Genomic DNA, 17,738 nt, shown 5'->3' on the forward strand with positions numbered 1-17,738 from the left:
GTGGGATCGTTATGCCGCTTAATTCTTCTGTAATGCTTCCAGCAGTGCCCTTTTGCGATAACTTCTTTTCCACAACGAGGAAATTCGCATATGGCTTTCATTTCATTACGTCTTCCTGCTGATAGACTATAGATTGTTGCGCTTCTCCCACCGTCTGCAAGCTATCTCCTTGAACATAGACCGCATACGTATTTCGATCTATTGAATCCATCTCAATCCCAATGATTGAGATTCCCTCCTTAAGATGAAGCGCTTGCTCGAGCACTTCTTTCGTCACAACAATCTTTCCTTGCTTTTTCATTATTTGCTTGCCTCCAATTTATGTTCGTCTTCTTCTGCGCGCTTTTTAAGATAATGCCTCCTGCATAGCTTTCTTGCTAGAGCTGGTTTGCTGCACCCCTCTTCAATACATTCGCAATCGTTATTGGACTTGCCACCGATCATGTATTGATTACATCCCATTTCTTTTCTTCGATTCTTTGCATAGCAATTAGGGCAGAGGCCGAGCGCTTTCACTTTGTTAATACCACATGCTGAGCAAGACTTTGGTCTATCATAATCTTGCTTCTCGTATGTTGGGTCTCCGTATAGCCATTTCCTCCGATAGTGTTTTGCACAAAGCCCTGTTGATCTAACATGCTCGTTGCATCCTTCAATCGCGCATTCTTTTGACATTACATAGCTCTCCTCAGTACATGCGTGTTTGTATTATTTTTTGTTTACGAATCCCGTTGCTACGTTTAAACCTATTAGCATATCAGGGTTCACGCCTTCATCAAATACAACAGGAGTATCTTGGTCAAACCCTTTCACACTTGCATCGAAAACCGACATAATGCGATCATATTTTGATTGTTCTTTTAATGCCTCTGCAATACTTCTGTGTCTTACAACAACGATACCTTCGATATCTTTAGCAAACTCAATCAAAGCAGTTGTTTTTCCGACTTGTCTGAGATATTCATCGACATAAATATAATTATGATTTTCGGCAGCGTGAAGTAATTTATTCTTGATCGTCATGAGCATCATGGGCCTCAAAGCTTCTCGCAGATCGTCCGACTTCTTCTCTTCTTTTTTAATTAAATCAAATGACTTTTCAATCGTGCCGCTATCTCCTTCGTGTTTTTCAATAGCTAACATAATCTGCCCATTTGTAGGATACTGTTCGAATGGTCCTTCTGTTTTGATATAACCGCCGTCTTTTGATATGTGTATTAAGAATGTTTCTTTTAACATGGATAATCATTCCTTTTTTATTTTTTTATTTTCTATACTCAAATTGTAATGCGTTACATTTTATTTGACAACAATTAAATTTTCTATAGGGGGCAATTTTCTATAAAAAAATTTTTGCGTGGGGTACCTAGTTGTTTATTGTTGGCTGATGGTAGCGTTCGACGCCCCACCCCCTCAACAATAAGCAACCACATTAGGGTTGGCAGTGATCCCAATCAAACTGCACATCGAAAGGAGTCTATCATGACTAACACATTATCAGCTATTGCTAACACTATGGGAGAGGACGCTGTTCTTAAGACTGCATCAGCTTTAGGTATTGCATGGAGAGTAACAAAGAATGTAGCAGGCTTCGTATATAAGAACCTTATACATAAGCCTATTGTTAAGGCAGCTAATGTAATACGTAAGCATAAGTGGGAAACAGCTGCTACAGCAGCCTCTGCTGTAGTAGGTGGTGTAGCCACTACTAGCGTATGTGGTGCAGGGTTGATGGCTGCTGCTGTAGCTATGGTTGCTGTACTCACTATCCATTTCCTTATTGCTAAGCGTAAGAAGCAGGCTATGGACTGGCGTAGAGCTATCTTATCAGCCATGGTATGCGGTCTTATAGCAGGGTTCCTGCCTGTAATATCTGTATACCTAACGATGTGGGCATGCATTGGTCTTGACTATGCATGGCTTGCATCTGCATATACGTATCTCTACACTGCTGCTTTGTTCGTGATCTAATAGGTCATGGACATGGCATGGTATAGATGCATAGGGAGTACACGATAACGGTGGATGATCCCCTATGTAGGCTATACCCTCTACCCTACCTTATATGGTGGCATGGGTGGCAGTACTATGGTTAGCCATATTGTGCCTATGTATATGGGCATATGGGTGTGTAGGTGCACTCTATCATATACAGCCCCTGTGTAGTACGCATGGTCCGGGTCAGCCGCCCCCATGTGTAGTATGCAGGGGTCTTTTTATTTATTTACACATAGCTCCCTGTATAGGTGCCCTATATAGACCCCCCTCTATATGGACCCCCCTATATAGGGAGCTGTATGTAAGTACAGCACATTTAACCCCAAGGAGGAATCACTCTATGTCAACTGATTCAAAGAAAGCTATGTCGTCCGTCCCTATGTCCAACAAACAAACTAAAACAAACAAAAAGGAGCAATCTACAATGACTAACAACAAACAAGCACAAATCAACAAGCAACTGGCTGAGGTAAACCGTCTTTTCAACAAAGCTATCAAAGGTAACAAACTAGAGGCGCAAATGTCTGATTACAAGTCTACTTCTGTAGTATTGGATGCTATTGCTGAGTTCCCAGGATTGGGCGTTAAAACAAAGAATTATGAGGCTATCACAGCTGCTATCGCTAGTGGTAAGGATATCCGTACTGTTATGGAGAACCCGGAGCTTACTGGTGTTCCTAAGAATCAATATCGCTTCTTCCGTGCATTCATGGAAGAGAAAGGTGCAGAGATTCCTGCTATGGTGATTGCACCTACTCGTAAGCGTGTACGTACTGTATCTGTCGATCTATTGAAACATTCCCGCAACGAAGCTGGTGAAGTGGTGCTCAACGCGGAAGTCAGCTATCAATCTCAGTCTCAGCTTGCTGATGCATTCGGTAAATTGGTTCCAGCTACAGATAGCAATGATCTACACTTGGATGCGACTCACATTGTCTATATCGATTTGAATATCGCTGATCAAGAGAATCAAGAAATGAAAGACTTGCAAATCGAGATCGTCCGTAATGGATTCTATTACACAGTGGAAGGCGTTACACGCAAAGCTAACTTCTTTATTCAGACAGCAAATCAAACTCGTCAATTGCAAGGTATCTATATTGCAGAGGACTTCATGACGATTCCTCAAGCATTCCGCAAGCTTGGTCATAGCTTCCTGTCTTATTGCAAACTGGATAAGGCTACTGGTGTCTATACACTGGATATCACGAAGTATCTGAAACGTCCAGGTCTGTCTGGTACAAGCTCTGTGCCATCTAAGGTAGTAACCTTCCCTAATGCTCATATCGACAAGCTGCCTAACATGAGAACAGGAGAATACTTGGTTAACTCTGATCGTCACTCTATGGCAGTGATTGATGATCGCTTTGCTAAGATCAAGAATGGTAAGTTCAAAGCATTCTATAACAACCGTGTAGTCACTGTATCTGCGGTTGATGGTACATTCACAGCTACATGGAAAGAAGGACGCATGACTAAAGAAGAAGTCCTGCCTATGAACTATCTGAAGCTTGGCGTAGGCGATGGCTTGGTTCTAGCTTCCGAGTCGATCTACTGGGCATTGAAGGCTGAGTTTGGCAATGATTCCGATGCATGGCAAGTACGTATCACCCCATTCGTTAAAGGCTTGATGGTATTCGTGCCAGGCTTGCGTCAATACTATGATGCAGATATCGTTGCATTCAAGTCTGCTGTGAAAGGTGACTTCCGTTTGCTTGCTGATAGCGAAGGTAAGATTGACTTTGGTATTGAGCTGCGTATTGCACGCTTTGCTAAGCGTCCTGCTATGAAGTCTGAGTATGTAGAGCTTCCATATCAGTTTGCACATGTATCCAGCATTACAGCAGAGCAAATGATTGATGTTGCTCAACCACGCCTGGATGAAGCTAAGAGTGTACTTACTAATCCTGCACTGATTCAAAAGTATGCAGGGGTTGCTCACTTGGAGAAGCTGAACAAGCTGACTCTTGCACAAGCTGAGTTTCTACGTGATCGCTCCCTTGTTTCTGTATTTGCTAACTTCATGCACTATGCTCCATTCACATTCCAAGATGCTTACATGCAAACAAGAGCACTGAGACTGATGGGGCAGCAAGTAGACAAATGGGTTGCTGGTACGATTCCTGTAGAAGGCGAGTATCGCTTCATGGTTCAAGATCCATATGCATTGCTTCAAGCTGTGGAAGATGAGAATGGAGATATGATTGTCCCTGATCACGTTGGTCTTAAGCCACACCAAACATTCATGACAGCACGCGATAACCAACACTTTGTAGAGGGCCCTGTTGCATCCTTCCGTAACCCTGCTATTGCTAAAGGTGAAGGACGTATCTTGAATGGTGTAGCTCCACAAAACTATGTGACTGCTTCTGCTAAAGGCGCATTCAACTCTGTATGTGTAATGAGCTGCCATGACTTGGATACATTCGCTGAAGGCGGAGCTGATAACGATGGTGATGAAACATTCATTACACAAGTACGTGCTATCGTTAATGGCATCATGGGTAAAGATGGTCAATCTAAGTTCTTGGCTATGCTTGACCTGCATGTAGATAAAGATGGTGAGTGGTCTTCTGGATGCCCGTTCCCTATGGAATCTGATGAGAAGCTTGCATTTGATGCTCCTTGCGTATCACACGATGGACAATTCAAAGTGAAGTTCACTGCCGATCAATATAATGATGCATTCATTCAAGCTGTACATGAGCTAAGCAAAGAGTATGTCATTCGTACACTGACTCCTAACAAGATCGGTCAACTGACTAACATTGCTACTCGTCTTGCTGATGCTGTACGTAAAGTAGGATATATGTATGCAGAGAATACCAATGAGTTTGGTCAAAAGACTGAACGTTCAGATGCTGAGAAACAAGAGCTGATTAGAGAGATCGCTCGTATGGAAGATATGATCGACTTGATTCGTCTGGCTCAAGGATGGGAGATTGACCGTGCTAAGCATGGTGGTGCATATGAGGAAGCATTGGCTGCTGAATTGGAGTTCATCAACAATCCTCCAAGATATGCAGGATTCCAAGAGTCACCTAAATCCAAGCGTCAATGGATCAAGCAAGCATGGCTCGCACATCACAAAGGTGCTGAGGGTGGAGTAGACACAGGTTCTGTAATGTCCCGTGTGCATAACCACATGAAAGCATTCGTACAAGAGAATGTAATCGACAAGTCCGAAGAGATCATGAACGATGTAGAGAACAACAACCTGATTCATATCCTGAGAGCTGAGTATGTTATTGATCCAGTTATCTATGACAGAATCGCTAACTCTATTCGTTCCATTCGCTCTATCTATACAAACGACATCAAGAACGCTCGTCAGAAGCATGAAGAGTTCATCAAGCTTGCTGAGCTGAAATATGGTGAGGCTGATCCTGCACTGGCGATGGCTAAAGAGAAGATCGAGCGTATCTATAGAGATGATTGCGATGCGATCACCTATAAGAGTCAAATGACACTTGGCGCTTTGGAGTTCTCTTTCTCTGCGACTGATATCGGCTATGTTGCATACATGGTGACATACACTGAGAGAGGTCAAGATAACAATCGTTCGATCAGCTTCCCTTGGGTCGTGGCTAAGAAGCAATTCTTGGAGCTGTGTGCTGCTATCTCTAATCGTGAGATTGTGAAGAACCCTTATGTTGTCCCTGCATCTGATATCAAGGCAAACTTCCGTATTGGGGCTGATTCAACTGGTCGTGTGTTTGATGGAGAGAGAATGGCACCTGTCATTGCGAATGCAGGTATGGTAACAGTGGAGTATATGTATAACGAAGTTACTGAAAGCTACATGTATGTTGTTTATGTTCCAGTAGGCAGCAGAAATGTATATGTAGGCGACTTCTACCAAGATCAAGTTGGATTCTTGACTGGTGCAACACGTTTCAATCTTACAGTGTCCAATGCTGAAGCTAAAGGCAGAACTATGAGTCTGACGATCTCCAGCATCGAACGCATGTAATAGGCGAGCCACCTATATCTGTAGTCGGCATGTTCCTAGGCATGTCGGCTACTCCTTTATTATAGCACACCCTTCGGGTAGGTGCTAACGCCATCGACAGCTCCACGCTTCCACCCTAAGACGCCCTGCCCTTTGCAGATGACGAATCATACTACTTGTAGGATGCTTTCGTTAGACGCGAAGGCAGGATGCTTATATGGGACATGCATGGACGGCAACTTACGGCAATACAGCTAGACAGCTGAATCATATGAATATAACGTCCGGTGGGGGAGGAAGCTGCTTCGCAACGTGGACGCTGATCTATATGAGCAAGCTCTTTCCCTATGTTGTCGATGGCTGTTATCACCTATCCGAATCGTGTGTAATCTCAAGTGTGACGCTACTTTATGTACGATGACTTATATCACAGAGAGCTACATCCTGCTGTATATCATACTTCGGATGCTATATTCCCTATTTCGTATATCATATGCTACTGAAAGTGGTGAACCCTCATCCGAAAATTTTCTTCATCCTGCGTATGATTATCTTATGTGCTCTATAGTGTATGACGATGTAATAGATAGTGCAGACGATGGTCGCTAACGCTCCTGTGGCATTGTGAATGTTTAACTTGAACGAGGAGGTTATCTATATGAGTAACAAATTGCTAACTGAAGGACGTAGCTTATTCGACCATAGTTTATCTAAGGAGGAAGTACGTAATCGCAACCTAGACGTATTTGCCTTTATGATGGATATGCTTAGACTATATACAGAAAGAAGTATCTCTGGTAGTCAGCTCTGCATGCTACATGCTAGTTACCATAGTGTGAATATGAAGTATACTATGGGCAAGAAAGAGTTCCAGTATCGTCTTGTCGTGTTGATCAATGCTGGCTTTATAGATAGAGAGACTATAGAGAAAGATGATGTGCTCTCTCCTACTGAGCTTGGTATGAATAGATATGATGCTGTATGTACTGTAGCTTAACTATATAGGAGGTTAATCATATGAATCGCTATGATGAAGACTATAGTAGAATGGAGATACGCCTTCGCAATATGGAGGCGTTCTCTGCTGTAAAGAAGATGATTGAGCATGGAGATGTAGATGAAGCACCGTTGAATACTATAGTGTCTATGTATCCTTTGTTTGAGATGGATATAGATATGCCTCTTCATGAGCTTGAGTATCGTATTCGTCTTCTGCATAATGCTGATTATGTTTATATACGTAATGGAGCTTATGGTTCTGAGATGGTATCCATAACTGAGTTAGGATTAAGGAGATATACTTCTTAGGTATCTATAGTCTTATCTTCTATGTGTTCTTATACTGTATATTGTTTATATAGTGAGCTATAGTATTAATGGTATGCGTCTTGGATTTTTTTCTTTTTGCCGATCCTTGCGGAACGGCACTAAAACCTTTTTAAAACCCTATACATTGGAGTGGTATTCTATGAAGTTTGATGTCAAATTTAAAGAACGCATTACAGGTGTTCCATTACAGCTAATTGACGCTTTTATGATATCTTCCCGCTCTGAACCTTGTATGATCTGCAAAGAACCAACTGTTTTCATTGATTACTGTTCCGAAGGACGGCTTTGTTCTGATGAATGCGATTCTGTATTCTATTCTAAGGTTGAAGAATCTGGGGGTGTCTTATGAGTCCTATACTCTGGACTTCGATAGTTATCTCTTTAGCATCTATTGTCATTAATGTATTTAACATTCTTGCCATACGCCGATCACATAAGCGTATGGATGAAGCTTACAACAGAGAGGGTCAAGCTCTTGATAATCTAAGTAGAGAGCTTGATAAGCTTATTAAGAAAGGAAGATAGTATGAGTCAAGAGATTACCCATGAGTATGTATCAGCTGAGATAACTAGGCTGATTGGTGAATATGATTTCCCGCTGGTTGCCCTGCAAGATGTAAAGAATAGGCTTAGCGATAGTGATGATCCACACTATGCAGCACAGCAGCTACGTTATCTTAATAATCTCATTAATGCTGGTCATGCTATAAGAAAGCATCAATAGGAGGTATTGTTATGGGTGCTAAGCCTATAAAGCGCCATACTCTTACTAAAGACAACGTTAAACACTTCTCGCGTATTCAGAGGACTGGCAATGTTTTGCCTCAGCCGGCTCGTATTGTTGTCGATAAAGAATACTGGGAAGATGTTGGTGGCTGGCGAGGATGGGAAACCACTCCTATATATGATAAAGTGTTTCATGACTGGGAATATGCATACGCTGTCTATGATGAGATCCTGCGCAGAGCGGATCCTGGTAGTGTAAAAGAGCGTTAATGAGGTGTATATAATGGAGCTTATGTCTCCTTACTTTGAACGAACTATTATTACTGCAGATCGACTGATCCGTGGCCAATTTTATTCTTTCTATTACCAAGAACAATATTACATTGCTGTTTTCCTTAGCTCTAGACATGAAAATCAAGTTTTAACCTTTAACGCATACACTATCGATAACAAGTATTGCAGAATATCGATGATGTTTGCGCCAGAAGAGATAGATCGATTAAGTATTTACTATAGGGAGTGATATATCATGGAGCTTGTTACTCCTTACCTTAGAGCTATGTTTGAATATGCTATAGGTGATGAATATGTATTTGTCACCTTAACTAATGATTATTATCTTGGTATGATCGCGGCTGCCACCGAAGAAGGTGTCACTCTTACATTTGCCCATGTCTCCTATGGTGGTCGTGATCACATGCTTCATGAAGTTAATTCTTGCTCTATTCCACTATCTAACATAAAGGAGTACTGGGAATGGAATTAATGAATGCTTATTTAGAGAATACCGGTCCTACCTTTTCTCCGCCAATAATGAATCGCATTACATTTCAGGATGCCGACTTCTATGTAGGTGATTTTGTACGTGTGATACATTATCATGACATAGATTTAGAAAACAAGACTTTATCCAGGTCCTATACAACTGGAGTTATTCAAGAGATCAACGAAGATTTACTTTCTAAATACGTTGTGATTCACGATGAAAGTACTTCTAATCAACACTATATTCGAGAGTTTGACATAGTAGGTATTATGTATCCCCCATTTTGGAGTGGACCATGATGGAGCTAATGTCTGCCTATAAAGAGAATACTGATAAGTATTTTAATGGTGTAGTCGATGCCTATAACTATTGCTATGGTTATGTCTCCCTCTACCCTAGTGTGTATACTGATGATCCTCAGTATAAGCTTGGTTATGAGTATGGTGAGAAGCTATATCATAGCGATAAAGAGTTAGGTATTCTATATAGTGATGATCGCTTATTTGAATTACATGGAGGCCTATAATGATCAATCAAACTAAATTCACAGTTAATGATGTTCCGCTTAAGACTAAGAAGGAGGCTGTACGTGCTTTATGTGCCACAGCCAACTTCAATTGTTTGCATATAGAAGAATTATGGTGTTACAAAGAAGTTTGTGAATTATTTAGCATTACTCCTGATGATTATTGGAATGACGAAGCAGAGCTTGATGAAGAACATCTTATGCATGCTGGTAATGATAATTGGAAGCCTCGTATTTAATTTTTTTCTTTTGCCGATCCTTCGGAACGGCGCTACATACTACATTTTAGGAGGATACATACATGCCTGAGAAAACATACATTCCATGTGTATTAAAAAACAATAGAGATGGTCGCATTATCAACCAGTCTTTTACACCACGCCAGCTGTTAACAGATTTTTATGACGAGAACGAGCTTGCTGAAGCTATGGTTGCATCTGCTTGCAATTGTCAGCCTATTGGTGAGACTTATGATACAGACTGCAACTGTTTTGAGGAATGGGAGAATTACAGTATTGTTATAGGAATTGAGTAACTTATCGCTCTCGGGAGCCTAACGGCTCCGGGGGCTTTTTGAATTTATACATATGGAGGTTATTTATAATGCGTATACATAACGAAAACTTTGAACATGTGATTTCTATGATGTTTTATGGCTACAAAGCATCTTCACACAATCCTGAGTGCTTCAGCTCTTCTGATCTTCGTATTGAGATGTGGGCAGAAGCATGCTGTAATGACATCATCAACAAGATGCGTGATCAAGGCTATGATCCTGCTCTTATCGTACCGGTTATCAGCAAGCCTGAAATTGATTTGAAATACTATCCAGATGCTAATCCTGCTTTAAAACAAGAGCTTGATGATGAGTTTGGCGGCTTTGTGGTTAATAACGATTTATACATGCTTGGTCTTCGCGCTTGGTATGCTGATGGTCATGAATATATCTCTCAGTTTGGCACACCATGCGATGATGAGAATGACGGTCCATTTGGTGGCGCCTTTGCTTCTGAAGGCGATTACTACAACTATGTCGGTGCCTTGTAGGAGCCTAACGGCTCCGAGGTCTTTATGATATTATTATGTTATCCGATATATAATTTAACGCATTACATTTTAACTAGATTGGAGACTATACATATGAATACTATGCAAGTTGTAGAACTTTTAGATTCTATTTTACCTCTCTACCCTGCCGCTCAGAATATCTCCCGCAGTCTTTTGATGGACATACTTGAATCAGAAGGCATCTTTATTTATGAGCCTGACTATTCAGTTACTAAAGCTAAATCTTTACTGTTTGAATACTTAGATAATACATACCGTTACAACTTTGATGCTTATGGCAATCTCGTCTCCCCTGAAAAGATTATGCATTCAGCCGCAGGTTATTATATTGGCTATGACTCTTATGATTTTGAACTTGATGTCTGCCTTCACCACGATCGTATATCTGGATACTATAAGGATATAGATAAAGCTAAGATGGCTTTACGTGTAGGAGTCCATTATATGATGCCACCTAGGTTATCTTTTTCTATGTAATGTCTTTCATTGCCGCTCGTTATTGGGCGGCTTTTATTATGTTCATTATTTATTTCATTACATTAATAATTTAATTAGTGAAATAAATCATTAAGCGTATTTATTATGCTAATATGATCAATGAACCGCATTTTCCGCTTATGAAAGGAGTTCTTTTAGCAAAATGATTCTACATAGAAATGGTGAAGAATATCCCGTATCCTTCCTTCCTTTAACCAAAGCAGATGTCAAATTTATGAATAAAACTGGATGGGAGCCTTCTTTTGACTGGAATATTTATTTTAACGCTCCTAAAGTAGAAGTGTATAAAATGGTTGTTACAGGTGATCCTAGTGGTACAATACAAGGCGCCATTGCACTGGAAAAGAAAGAAGATCATGTTTTTATGCTTTTAATCGAAAGCTCACCCCGTAATAGGGATCCGATTAATAAACAGTTTTCTCATATTGGAGCTCATTTATTTGCATTTTGCTGTAAACGAAGCATGGAACTAGGTCACGAAGGTTTTATTGGCCTGAAAGCTAAGACTAAACTGGTCAATTATTTCTCATCTTTAGGTGCGGTTCCTATAAGTGGCCAAGATATGATTGTATCTGAGACTACCGCTCAGCATTTGGTTAATGTATACTTATAAGAGAGGTGATTAACATGGACAAAGAAATACTTGATCGACGCTTCAAAGAATTAGAAAAAGCCGCTGATCGACACACTAACGGTCATTATGTTGAACAAACATTGCCTGGAGTTGACACTTCTAATGTCAGTGCCTTTATCAGAAATAGAAAAGAAATTAATAAACGAATACAAGCAACGATTAAAGCTCGCCAATAGGTGAGCTTTTTTATTTCATACAAGGACGTGGTCGAATGGATTTAATGTTTGGTTATGATCGCCGCTATGATAGTCTTCTCTCCCCTGGCAAGATCAACACGGTTACTGTTATCAATGGAACTCAATATACTGGTGAATGTTTTATCGACCCTAACCTCCCTTATGTTGTCCGCATGAATAATGCTGAAAAGCGTACTGCTGAAGGTGAGATTACTTTCGATGTGAATTGCCAGTTTTCTTATGAATCAATCATTCGTGTGGACTCTGCGCTTATCAGCGCTGCCGTATAGTAAAGGAGCATATGATATTGGAAATACGAAATGGGAATCCAATTATAGGACAGCGTGTTGACGTTTATGTGAATCTGAATAAGAAAGGTGTATTCAGTATTCTTGATCGTCAGCCTAAGAGTCCTACATATAATAAAGTATTGGCTTATGCAGAGCGAGTCACCATTAGGTCGGCTCGTTCTCGTATTATTCAGAGCAAATATGATTCTATTCAAGAGAAGAAACAACGAGCTGTTTGTGCTGTCTTCTCCGGAACTCTTGTTGCTATTGATTCAGACAAGTCTGCAGATCTTAATGTTCAAGTAAGATATAATCCTTACCGTTCTCGAGAATTTCATACTCTTGATGGATCCGTAATTGATCAAGCTGAGCTTATTCATTTTGAGGATCAATGCGGTTGGATTAGCACTGCCAATCAGAATGATTCTATGCTATTGTTTTAAAGGTAAATTATTCTATTTTGAGGGGACGGATTCTTTTGACAGTAAGCAATTTAGATTTAGATTATTTCCTGCATGACTTGATTGATGAATACCTAAATCATGGTCTAACTTCCCACGATGGAGCTACTGTAATAACTGTTGATCCAATTCATAAGTATTTCGAAGAAGTTGTAAATAAGCTCATTCCATTCATAGAATATGACATCATAGATCGCCTGGATTATATTGTTTTGACCAGAAAAGATAATGGTGATGATGAGATTGTTATTTTCGAGAAGCGCAATATGTTCAGAGCATTTCCAGACTCGCCTGCCAAATTTAATTATAAATTATTAAGCGTTCCAATATATCGATATGAGATATCAACAGTAACTGTCGATATTGGCGAGATGGATGAATAGTTTTACCTTCGGCTGCCACTTAGGCAGTCTTTTTTTATTTCTAATTCAAAGGAGATTTTCTACATGCAACCACCTATTCTACACCCAGTAAACAAAGTTCTCATGATTCCAGGACGACTATACAACATCAAGGACACCAAAGAAAGAAACATTCAGGCGTCTTTTTCTAAACGAGAAGGTGAAAACTTTCACTTTGATTATGCTATCTCTTTCGATTTAGCTTCTGGGACTACTCTTCTCATTGATCTTCTTCTTCATGAGGATGAAATTATCTCTTGTGAGCAATATCATTTCTAGGCTATCTAACGATAGCAAGGGCTTTATGAGGACTGTCTATATAGCAGTCCTTTTTCTTATTCAATCATAAACTGGAGGTTTTACCTATGAAAACTAAATCACTTGCTATCGCATTCTTTATCACTCTCTGTACTACTATTGGCATTATTGCATGGCAGCCTGATCCTGCATATGTTGACTATGTTGTTGATTCTGGCGATACACTTTGGAGTATTGCTGAGCAAAGTGACATTGATACAGATAAACGTGCCATCGTCGCCTATATGATTGATAAAAGCAACTTACATAATCCAGGTGATCTTAAGCCAGGTATGATCGTTCGTATACCAATGCAAAAATAAGGGGGGCCTCTCCCCTATTCTGTCTGCGGTAATCAAACCGTACTGATGAGCTGTACTAGCAGCGAAACAGAATATGATTGGAGGTTATAATCATAGATATAAACCAGACGTATAATACAATTGCTGTTATCATATTCGAGCTGTTTCTTTTCCTATGCTTTATCATCGCTATTCCCGCTCTCAGAAATCCTAAAATCCCGCTAAAGCGCAAGTTTGAGGTTATAGGAGCAATTATACTTATGATGTTCTTTATTTATTCGGCTTATCTAATGGAGCTATCTGAATCCGCTCAATAGTATTTCATATGATTTATAAGATATTTCATATGATTTAAGTCTTATATCATATGCGATAACAGTTATATCGTATGATATATTATATAATTCCTATTTCATATGATATATTAAATACTTATACGATGCGATTAGGTAATTAAGCTTGGCTCTTTCATTTATCAGGACGTGTTTTCGTACTATTGATTAGTACTATTAATATGCTTAACACAATTGTATAATTCTAGCAAACTACTAGAAGGAGGAATTATATGTAGATGCCAAAAGATCCTAAGATTCAGAAGGAAATTGAAAGAATAAATAACGCCTACGATTTAATACTTGGTATGATAGGTGGCGAGCTTTATCAGCGAGGACTCGATTTTGAAATTCGCGAGTATCTTCTCGGAGTTCCTATGCTAGTTGTTTTTAATGAAGAAGGCACAGTAATAGATCGAAAGTTTGAATACGAGTTTGATGAATACTATAACGAGTTAGAATCAACCACAAATTAAACCTAAGCCTGTTCCTTAATGGAGCGGGCTTTTTTATTAGGAGGAAGACTTATGAAAAATGTATTTATTTTCGACGATCCGGAGTTCCAGCAGATGCACTGGGATTTCGATCCGACTGGCTATGAGCAAGACATTCATACATACAAACCATGTGGATGCATAGATGACCATTTCTGTTTAGAATGCGTCCCTTTCTAAGGAGACTAATTATGTTTAATTACACTAGCTTAGATGATCACATCTATTGTTTACAGCGCACCCCTCTCCCCGCCCAGCTCAGTATTGATTTAATCAGAGCTGATACATTCTATCTTCAAGATAAGGATGACGAATGCCGTCAAATCCTAGGTGAGATCGAACAAAAGTGTGCTGAACTAAACATCAAGATTTATCGTCCGATGCCGATCAGCTTTAAAGCAGCCGACTGGTATCGACAACAAGCTTTAGAAGCATATCAAACTCAAATAGATTGGAGCGAATAAAATGTTAACTGCTGTCGCACAAGAGAAAATGACCGATGATCAAGCCAAACAATACCTTGATAATATGTCCGCTTATATCGAGAATGCTTCATTTGATATCGAAACTGAAAGTAATTTGCTTACTCATTGGGTGTCCGAACAGATCAAAGATATTCCTGAAAGCGCACTCAAATTAATGCTCGTTGACTTATTTGTCAAAAATCAGCATCTCAAACAAGAATGCATCAGACAATCAGCATCCCTCTTTTTCTAAGTCGGCTTGGCGACTATAAATAGGCTTTTGGCCAAGCGCGGGCTCCCAACTCGGGAGTATAGCAGTACCATACTATATTTAAAGGAGTGTCATATCATGGATAATAAACAGATCATCAGATATTTTATGAAGCCTATTCAGAATAACTTTGCTTTGGTTGTCGCTACTCGGAGTAAAGGAGATATCATTATCGAGGAAGGCCCTAAGCCTTTCGTGAAAGGGAAGTATACTTTCTATTCCCGTGATCGCCAGGCTCTCGAAAATAAAGTAGAGGAGGTGCTGTCATTAGAGACTGCTCACTCCTAAAGATTCGTTTCCCTATATGGGATAACTAAACCATTGCATAGGGTTTTAAAGGTTTTATGCTCTGCCTCATTTGGACAGACCTCTCCCAAAGGCCGATTATTTATGTATCTTACTAATGAATGTTACTCTCAATAGAATGAACTGACGATTCTATACGATAGCTCATTCTATTAAAGGTAGCTGCCGTTTTTGCTCCACCTTTTTATTTTTCTATCTACATCAGAAGTAAGCTAACTCTTGAATTGAATGTAATCTATCTATTCTTAAGTAAGCTTGCTTCTATATATAAAGAATTACCGGAAAACATAGGGTATATACACCCAATCCTAAAACGTTCACAAATTGTACACATACTGTTCGTGTAATGTTCTATTCCAGTGGAGGGAGGCTAACTAAATTGACTGTTTTCGGTATCGTGCTTGGTATCTATGTAGCATGCCATTTAATCGGTGACTATCGCAAAATCCGTCGTTTTGTACTAAAATGTAAGGCAATACAACAAAAATATATGAATTGAGGAGACATTTTTCGATGTATCTTGTACAATACAGAGACGACACCAACTATAGCGAACTTAAAGTGCAGTACTGCAAGGATCCATTAGACGTAGAGAAGATGTGGAATCTGGATGATTCGGCCATATCTATCGTGGATGTTATTGAAGTGGATGAATACTTCAGACTTGTTGTAGCCGGGTCACGCGACTTCGATGATTACGCACTGCTTAGCAGACATTTGGATCATCTCTTGCAACACAAGAAGAACATCGTGATTGTTTCAGGAAATGCTATAGGTGCAGACATGCTAGGAGAGCGATATGCCAATGAAAGAGGATACTTTATAGATACATACATCCCTAATTGGCGCCCTAGGGGTCCGAGAGGTCCTGTTGATCGTTCTGCTGGACATAGGCGAAATGCTGATATGGCCGATAATGGCGATGCTCTTGTGGCCTTCTGGGATAGCATTAGCAAAGGAACAGCAGGCATGATTAATATCGCTAAGAATAAAGGATTACAGGTTCGTGTAATACATTACAATAAAGAAGGTGTCGTATGAATAACAACCTTAAAGAATGGCTGAGATCACGCCCTTCGGGCTATCCTGAACTTTCTCATGATTTCCACGTTAAATTCCAAGCTGGTCTTGGAATATTCGCTACATATGTATCAGAAGATTTCTTTGATATTCAAGAGCAGCCAATGGATCGAATGGATGTTTCTAATCAAGATGGATATTATTATTCTATCCCTTACTTTCATGGTGATTCGTTTTCTTCACACAGTGGCGAAATACCTCTACTTTATGTACTTAGAGTCAAAGATCGTGGGTTTTTCTACCCGCTTCGATTCGACTTTAATGCGACAGTAGTCGAGCGTGATCGTGTCGATTTTTGGATCAAGGTCTATGATCAGACAGGTTCTCGTACTACGAGTCGAGAACTGGCGTATCATGAGAAGGGTGTAAATTATACGATGATACCCGACCATGACAAAATGAAGCTTTCTGACTTTATTAAGGAGGTGGAGCCTGGTGGATGAGAATCTTTATCTTATTGATTCCCTGGCTTATCAAATTAACGGTAAGAGTGGATTGCTTCTTGGACATATGATGGCCACACATCAGCATATTGCAAGATCTGAAGCTGTTCATCAAGCGAATAAGAGGGAAGCCAAGGATCCCAAGCTTAACCGTGCCAACTATAGAAATGCCGTTCGTAATGTACTTGAGGATCGTCGCACTAGACGTTTCAAATAAGCAGTCTAACGACTGCGGGGGCTTTTTGAAGTTAAATAATAAAACATACTTTGGAGGAATTTAATCATGCAAGCTAACATCACAATCAAAGGTCTATCTATCCATGTCGTTAACCCAGTAGAGGGTTCAGATAAAGAGAGTCAATTTAATCTTAAAACCGATGAAATCTCTGTATCTCTGAAAGAAGCAACGGTCGAAAACATTGGCGATACTTTCAAATCAGTTATCCAAGAGCAAATTAAAGAAGCTAAGAAAGCTAAGCTTCAAGAGCTTAAAGAAATGATGTTGCATTCTCACAAAGAGGAGAGCTTTGATCCATTCAAAATACCTGGTTTAAATGGGCATATCATTGTTGGCGGAAACATTGATGATATACCCAAGGAAATCTTTGACCAGCTTCCAGATTTCATCAAAAATAGCTTTAAGTAATTCGTCTTGCCGGGGAAGCAACCCCTGGCTCCATGCCGTGATGGACTCTAAATAAGACACGGGTAAGAGATTCTAGTTGCTACTAAATACTATATATGAAATACGATTTAGACCCATATCATATGATGTGGGTCTTTTTCTATTTCTTGAATGCTTAAATCATATGTAGTATGGAATATGTCGTATTAAGTATGTAAAATCAAAAAATTTGTTGATAGATTTGGTGATCCAAATATTTTGAGTTATCAAATGTTTCAGCAAATATCATTATTTTATAT

Annotated in this window: 33 protein-coding genes; 30 read left to right on the plus strand and 3 right to left on the minus strand. The window is 39.8% G+C overall.

Annotated features, from left to right (window positions below):
* Positions 1-97 precede the first annotated feature (97 nt).
* Genes PUW25_RS25470 through PUW25_RS25480 form a run of 3 tightly spaced genes read right to left on the minus strand, consistent with a single transcriptional unit; the run spans position 98 to position 1,239 of the window.
* Positions 98-301, minus strand: coding sequence for a hypothetical protein (locus PUW25_RS25470; protein WP_047913068.1), 204 nt, complete (start codon positions 299-301; stop codon positions 98-100).
* Positions 301-675, minus strand: a complete 375-nt coding sequence (locus tag PUW25_RS25475; RefSeq protein WP_047913067.1) for a hypothetical protein — start codon at positions 673-675, stop codon at positions 301-303. Before PUW25_RS25475 ends, PUW25_RS25470 begins: the two co-directional genes overlap by 1 nt.
* A 33-nt stretch (positions 676-708) precedes the next feature.
* Positions 709-1,239 carry a hypothetical protein gene (locus PUW25_RS25480; protein ID WP_047913066.1) on the minus strand — a complete coding sequence of 177 codons (531 nt, stop codon included), beginning with the start codon at positions 1,237-1,239 and terminating at the stop codon, positions 709-711.
* 243 nt (positions 1,240-1,482) lie between these two features.
* Between PUW25_RS25480 and PUW25_RS25485 the strand changes: the two genes are divergently transcribed.
* The 30 genes from PUW25_RS25485 (at position 1,483) to PUW25_RS25630 (ending at position 17,460) form a co-directional block, all read left to right on the plus strand.
* Positions 1,483-1,971, plus strand: coding sequence for a hypothetical protein (locus PUW25_RS25485; RefSeq protein ID WP_274338750.1), 489 nt, complete (start codon positions 1,483-1,485; stop codon positions 1,969-1,971).
* Between the two features lie 451 nt (positions 1,972-2,422).
* Complete coding sequence (locus tag PUW25_RS25490) at positions 2,423-5,971, plus strand: hypothetical protein (RefSeq protein ID WP_274338751.1); 3,549 nt, start codon at positions 2,423-2,425, stop codon at positions 5,969-5,971.
* Positions 5,972-6,167: 196 nt separating this feature from the next.
* Positions 6,168-6,371, plus strand: a complete 204-nt coding sequence (locus PUW25_RS25495; RefSeq protein WP_274338752.1) for a hypothetical protein — start codon at positions 6,168-6,170, stop codon at positions 6,369-6,371.
* Between the two features lie 237 nt (positions 6,372-6,608).
* Positions 6,609-6,947: a hypothetical protein gene (locus PUW25_RS25500; RefSeq protein ID WP_274338753.1), complete on the plus strand. Its 339-nt coding sequence runs from the start codon at positions 6,609-6,611 to the stop codon at positions 6,945-6,947.
* 20 nt (positions 6,948-6,967) lie between these two features.
* Entirely contained in the window at positions 6,968-7,258 is a 291-nt protein-coding gene (locus PUW25_RS25505) for a hypothetical protein (protein ID WP_274338754.1), read from the plus strand.
* Between the two features lie 547 nt (positions 7,259-7,805).
* Positions 7,806-8,003: a DUF6877 family protein gene (locus PUW25_RS25510; RefSeq protein WP_274338755.1), complete on the plus strand. Its 198-nt coding sequence runs from the start codon at positions 7,806-7,808 to the stop codon at positions 8,001-8,003.
* 11 nt (positions 8,004-8,014) lie between these two features.
* Complete coding sequence (locus tag PUW25_RS25515; protein ID WP_274338756.1) at positions 8,015-8,275, plus strand: hypothetical protein; 261 nt, start codon at positions 8,015-8,017, stop codon at positions 8,273-8,275.
* Between the two features lie 259 nt (positions 8,276-8,534).
* Positions 8,535-8,771 (plus strand): hypothetical protein, encoded by a 237-nt coding sequence (locus tag PUW25_RS25520; protein ID WP_274338757.1) that lies wholly within the window; start codon positions 8,535-8,537, stop codon positions 8,769-8,771.
* Complete coding sequence (locus PUW25_RS25525; RefSeq protein WP_274338758.1) at positions 8,762-9,070, plus strand: hypothetical protein; 309 nt, start codon at positions 8,762-8,764, stop codon at positions 9,068-9,070. The genes PUW25_RS25520 and PUW25_RS25525 overlap by 10 nt, the downstream gene beginning before the upstream one ends.
* A complete protein-coding gene (locus PUW25_RS25530; RefSeq protein ID WP_274338759.1) occupies positions 9,067-9,297 on the plus strand; it encodes a hypothetical protein in 231 nt (76 codons plus the stop codon). Before PUW25_RS25525 ends, PUW25_RS25530 begins: the two co-directional genes overlap by 4 nt.
* On the plus strand, positions 9,297-9,536 hold the full coding sequence (locus PUW25_RS25535) for a hypothetical protein (protein ID WP_274338760.1): 240 nt from the start codon (positions 9,297-9,299) through the stop codon (positions 9,534-9,536). Before PUW25_RS25530 ends, PUW25_RS25535 begins: the two co-directional genes overlap by 1 nt.
* A gap of 62 nt (positions 9,537-9,598) precedes the next feature.
* Entirely contained in the window at positions 9,599-9,832 is a 234-nt protein-coding gene (locus tag PUW25_RS25540; RefSeq protein WP_274338761.1) for a hypothetical protein, read from the plus strand.
* A gap of 68 nt (positions 9,833-9,900) precedes the next feature.
* Positions 9,901-10,344: a hypothetical protein gene (locus PUW25_RS25545; RefSeq protein WP_047913053.1), complete on the plus strand. Its 444-nt coding sequence runs from the start codon at positions 9,901-9,903 to the stop codon at positions 10,342-10,344.
* A gap of 93 nt (positions 10,345-10,437) precedes the next feature.
* Positions 10,438-10,842: a hypothetical protein gene (locus PUW25_RS25550; RefSeq protein WP_274338762.1), complete on the plus strand. Its 405-nt coding sequence runs from the start codon at positions 10,438-10,440 to the stop codon at positions 10,840-10,842.
* A gap of 163 nt (positions 10,843-11,005) precedes the next feature.
* Entirely contained in the window at positions 11,006-11,476 is a 471-nt protein-coding gene (locus PUW25_RS25555; RefSeq protein WP_047913051.1) for a hypothetical protein, read from the plus strand.
* Positions 11,477-11,490: 14 nt separating this feature from the next.
* Positions 11,491-11,673 carry a hypothetical protein gene (locus PUW25_RS25560; protein ID WP_047913050.1) on the plus strand — a complete coding sequence of 61 codons (183 nt, stop codon included), beginning with the start codon at positions 11,491-11,493 and terminating at the stop codon, positions 11,671-11,673.
* 35 nt (positions 11,674-11,708) lie between these two features.
* Positions 11,709-11,963: a hypothetical protein gene (locus PUW25_RS25565; protein ID WP_047913049.1), complete on the plus strand. Its 255-nt coding sequence runs from the start codon at positions 11,709-11,711 to the stop codon at positions 11,961-11,963.
* Positions 11,964-11,980: 17 nt separating this feature from the next.
* Positions 11,981-12,406 (plus strand): hypothetical protein, encoded by a 426-nt coding sequence (locus tag PUW25_RS25570; RefSeq protein WP_047913048.1) that lies wholly within the window; start codon positions 11,981-11,983, stop codon positions 12,404-12,406.
* A 35-nt stretch (positions 12,407-12,441) separates the two neighbouring features.
* Positions 12,442-12,807 carry a hypothetical protein gene (locus PUW25_RS25575; protein WP_047913047.1) on the plus strand — a complete coding sequence of 122 codons (366 nt, stop codon included), beginning with the start codon at positions 12,442-12,444 and terminating at the stop codon, positions 12,805-12,807.
* 63 nt (positions 12,808-12,870) lie between these two features.
* On the plus strand, positions 12,871-13,104 hold the full coding sequence (locus tag PUW25_RS25580; protein ID WP_047913046.1) for a hypothetical protein: 234 nt from the start codon (positions 12,871-12,873) through the stop codon (positions 13,102-13,104).
* A gap of 86 nt (positions 13,105-13,190) precedes the next feature.
* Entirely contained in the window at positions 13,191-13,445 is a 255-nt protein-coding gene (locus PUW25_RS25585; protein ID WP_047913045.1) for a LysM peptidoglycan-binding domain-containing protein, read from the plus strand.
* 550 nt (positions 13,446-13,995) lie between these two features.
* Positions 13,996-14,232: a P-loop NTPase family protein gene (locus tag PUW25_RS25590; RefSeq protein WP_047913043.1), complete on the plus strand. Its 237-nt coding sequence runs from the start codon at positions 13,996-13,998 to the stop codon at positions 14,230-14,232.
* 51 nt (positions 14,233-14,283) lie between these two features.
* Positions 14,284-14,430: a hypothetical protein gene (locus PUW25_RS25595; protein WP_274338763.1), complete on the plus strand. Its 147-nt coding sequence runs from the start codon at positions 14,284-14,286 to the stop codon at positions 14,428-14,430.
* 11 nt (positions 14,431-14,441) lie between these two features.
* Positions 14,442-14,714: a hypothetical protein gene (locus tag PUW25_RS25600; RefSeq protein WP_047913042.1), complete on the plus strand. Its 273-nt coding sequence runs from the start codon at positions 14,442-14,444 to the stop codon at positions 14,712-14,714.
* Position 14,715: 1 nt separating this feature from the next.
* A complete protein-coding gene (locus tag PUW25_RS25605; protein ID WP_047913041.1) occupies positions 14,716-14,967 on the plus strand; it encodes a hypothetical protein in 252 nt (83 codons plus the stop codon).
* 96 nt (positions 14,968-15,063) lie between these two features.
* Positions 15,064-15,273: a hypothetical protein gene (locus tag PUW25_RS25610; RefSeq protein ID WP_047913040.1), complete on the plus strand. Its 210-nt coding sequence runs from the start codon at positions 15,064-15,066 to the stop codon at positions 15,271-15,273.
* Positions 15,274-15,804: 531 nt separating this feature from the next.
* Positions 15,805-16,332, plus strand: a complete 528-nt coding sequence (locus PUW25_RS25615) for a DUF2493 domain-containing protein (protein ID WP_238546448.1) — start codon at positions 15,805-15,807, stop codon at positions 16,330-16,332.
* Positions 16,329-16,814: a hypothetical protein gene (locus PUW25_RS25620; protein WP_274338764.1), complete on the plus strand. Its 486-nt coding sequence runs from the start codon at positions 16,329-16,331 to the stop codon at positions 16,812-16,814. The genes PUW25_RS25615 and PUW25_RS25620 overlap by 4 nt, the downstream gene beginning before the upstream one ends.
* The gene (locus PUW25_RS25625; protein ID WP_047913038.1) at positions 16,807-17,031 is read left to right on the plus strand and encodes a hypothetical protein; all 225 of its coding nucleotides are present in this window, start codon (positions 16,807-16,809) and stop codon (positions 17,029-17,031) included. Before PUW25_RS25620 ends, PUW25_RS25625 begins: the two co-directional genes overlap by 8 nt.
* A gap of 66 nt (positions 17,032-17,097) precedes the next feature.
* Positions 17,098-17,460 carry a hypothetical protein gene (locus PUW25_RS25630; protein ID WP_274338765.1) on the plus strand — a complete coding sequence of 121 codons (363 nt, stop codon included), beginning with the start codon at positions 17,098-17,100 and terminating at the stop codon, positions 17,458-17,460.
* The last annotated feature ends 278 nt before the right edge of the window (positions 17,461-17,738 follow it).

Source organism: Paenibacillus urinalis, assembly GCF_028747985.1.
GTDB lineage: Bacteria > Bacillota > Bacilli > Paenibacillales > Paenibacillaceae > Paenibacillus > Paenibacillus urinalis.

What these genes read in the sequence shown, in the direction of transcription:
- PUW25_RS25470 (WP_047913068.1), bottom strand. Translation starts at nt 301, where the DNA reads ATGAAAAAGCAAGGAAAGATTGTTGTGACGAAAGAAGTGCTCGAGCAA.
- PUW25_RS25475 (WP_047913067.1), bottom strand. Translation starts at nt 675, where the DNA reads ATGTCAAAAGAATGCGCGATTGAAGGATGCAACGAGCATGTTAGATCA.
- PUW25_RS25480 (WP_047913066.1), bottom strand. Translation starts at nt 1,239, where the DNA reads ATGTTAAAAGAAACATTCTTAATACACATATCAAAAGACGGCGGTTAT.
- PUW25_RS25485 (WP_274338750.1), top strand. Translation starts at nt 1,483, where the DNA reads ATGACTAACACATTATCAGCTATTGCTAACACTATGGGAGAGGACGCT.
- PUW25_RS25490 (WP_274338751.1), top strand. Translation starts at nt 2,423, where the DNA reads ATGACTAACAACAAACAAGCACAAATCAACAAGCAACTGGCTGAGGTA.
- PUW25_RS25495 (WP_274338752.1), top strand. Translation starts at nt 6,168, where the DNA reads ATGGGACATGCATGGACGGCAACTTACGGCAATACAGCTAGACAGCTG.
- PUW25_RS25500 (WP_274338753.1), top strand. Translation starts at nt 6,609, where the DNA reads ATGAGTAACAAATTGCTAACTGAAGGACGTAGCTTATTCGACCATAGT.
- PUW25_RS25505 (WP_274338754.1), top strand. Translation starts at nt 6,968, where the DNA reads ATGAATCGCTATGATGAAGACTATAGTAGAATGGAGATACGCCTTCGC.
- PUW25_RS25510 (WP_274338755.1), top strand. Translation starts at nt 7,806, where the DNA reads ATGAGTCAAGAGATTACCCATGAGTATGTATCAGCTGAGATAACTAGG.
- PUW25_RS25515 (WP_274338756.1), top strand. Translation starts at nt 8,015, where the DNA reads ATGGGTGCTAAGCCTATAAAGCGCCATACTCTTACTAAAGACAACGTT.
- PUW25_RS25520 (WP_274338757.1), top strand. Translation starts at nt 8,535, where the DNA reads ATGGAGCTTGTTACTCCTTACCTTAGAGCTATGTTTGAATATGCTATA.
- PUW25_RS25525 (WP_274338758.1), top strand. Translation starts at nt 8,762, where the DNA reads ATGGAATTAATGAATGCTTATTTAGAGAATACCGGTCCTACCTTTTCT.
- PUW25_RS25530 (WP_274338759.1), top strand. Translation starts at nt 9,067, where the DNA reads ATGATGGAGCTAATGTCTGCCTATAAAGAGAATACTGATAAGTATTTT.
- PUW25_RS25535 (WP_274338760.1), top strand. Translation starts at nt 9,297, where the DNA reads ATGATCAATCAAACTAAATTCACAGTTAATGATGTTCCGCTTAAGACT.
- PUW25_RS25540 (WP_274338761.1), top strand. Translation starts at nt 9,599, where the DNA reads ATGCCTGAGAAAACATACATTCCATGTGTATTAAAAAACAATAGAGAT.
- PUW25_RS25545 (WP_047913053.1), top strand. Translation starts at nt 9,901, where the DNA reads ATGCGTATACATAACGAAAACTTTGAACATGTGATTTCTATGATGTTT.
- PUW25_RS25550 (WP_274338762.1), top strand. Translation starts at nt 10,438, where the DNA reads ATGAATACTATGCAAGTTGTAGAACTTTTAGATTCTATTTTACCTCTC.
- PUW25_RS25555 (WP_047913051.1), top strand. Translation starts at nt 11,006, where the DNA reads ATGATTCTACATAGAAATGGTGAAGAATATCCCGTATCCTTCCTTCCT.
- PUW25_RS25560 (WP_047913050.1), top strand. Translation starts at nt 11,491, where the DNA reads ATGGACAAAGAAATACTTGATCGACGCTTCAAAGAATTAGAAAAAGCC.
- PUW25_RS25565 (WP_047913049.1), top strand. Translation starts at nt 11,709, where the DNA reads ATGGATTTAATGTTTGGTTATGATCGCCGCTATGATAGTCTTCTCTCC.
- PUW25_RS25580 (WP_047913046.1), top strand. Translation starts at nt 12,871, where the DNA reads ATGCAACCACCTATTCTACACCCAGTAAACAAAGTTCTCATGATTCCA.
- PUW25_RS25585 (WP_047913045.1), top strand. Translation starts at nt 13,191, where the DNA reads ATGAAAACTAAATCACTTGCTATCGCATTCTTTATCACTCTCTGTACT.
- PUW25_RS25590 (WP_047913043.1), top strand. Translation starts at nt 13,996, where the DNA reads ATGCCAAAAGATCCTAAGATTCAGAAGGAAATTGAAAGAATAAATAAC.
- PUW25_RS25595 (WP_274338763.1), top strand. Translation starts at nt 14,284, where the DNA reads ATGAAAAATGTATTTATTTTCGACGATCCGGAGTTCCAGCAGATGCAC.
- PUW25_RS25600 (WP_047913042.1), top strand. Translation starts at nt 14,442, where the DNA reads ATGTTTAATTACACTAGCTTAGATGATCACATCTATTGTTTACAGCGC.
- PUW25_RS25605 (WP_047913041.1), top strand. Translation starts at nt 14,716, where the DNA reads ATGTTAACTGCTGTCGCACAAGAGAAAATGACCGATGATCAAGCCAAA.
- PUW25_RS25610 (WP_047913040.1), top strand. Translation starts at nt 15,064, where the DNA reads ATGGATAATAAACAGATCATCAGATATTTTATGAAGCCTATTCAGAAT.
- PUW25_RS25615 (WP_238546448.1), top strand. Translation starts at nt 15,805, where the DNA reads ATGTATCTTGTACAATACAGAGACGACACCAACTATAGCGAACTTAAA.
- PUW25_RS25620 (WP_274338764.1), top strand. Translation starts at nt 16,329, where the DNA reads ATGAATAACAACCTTAAAGAATGGCTGAGATCACGCCCTTCGGGCTAT.
- PUW25_RS25630 (WP_274338765.1), top strand. Translation starts at nt 17,098, where the DNA reads ATGCAAGCTAACATCACAATCAAAGGTCTATCTATCCATGTCGTTAAC.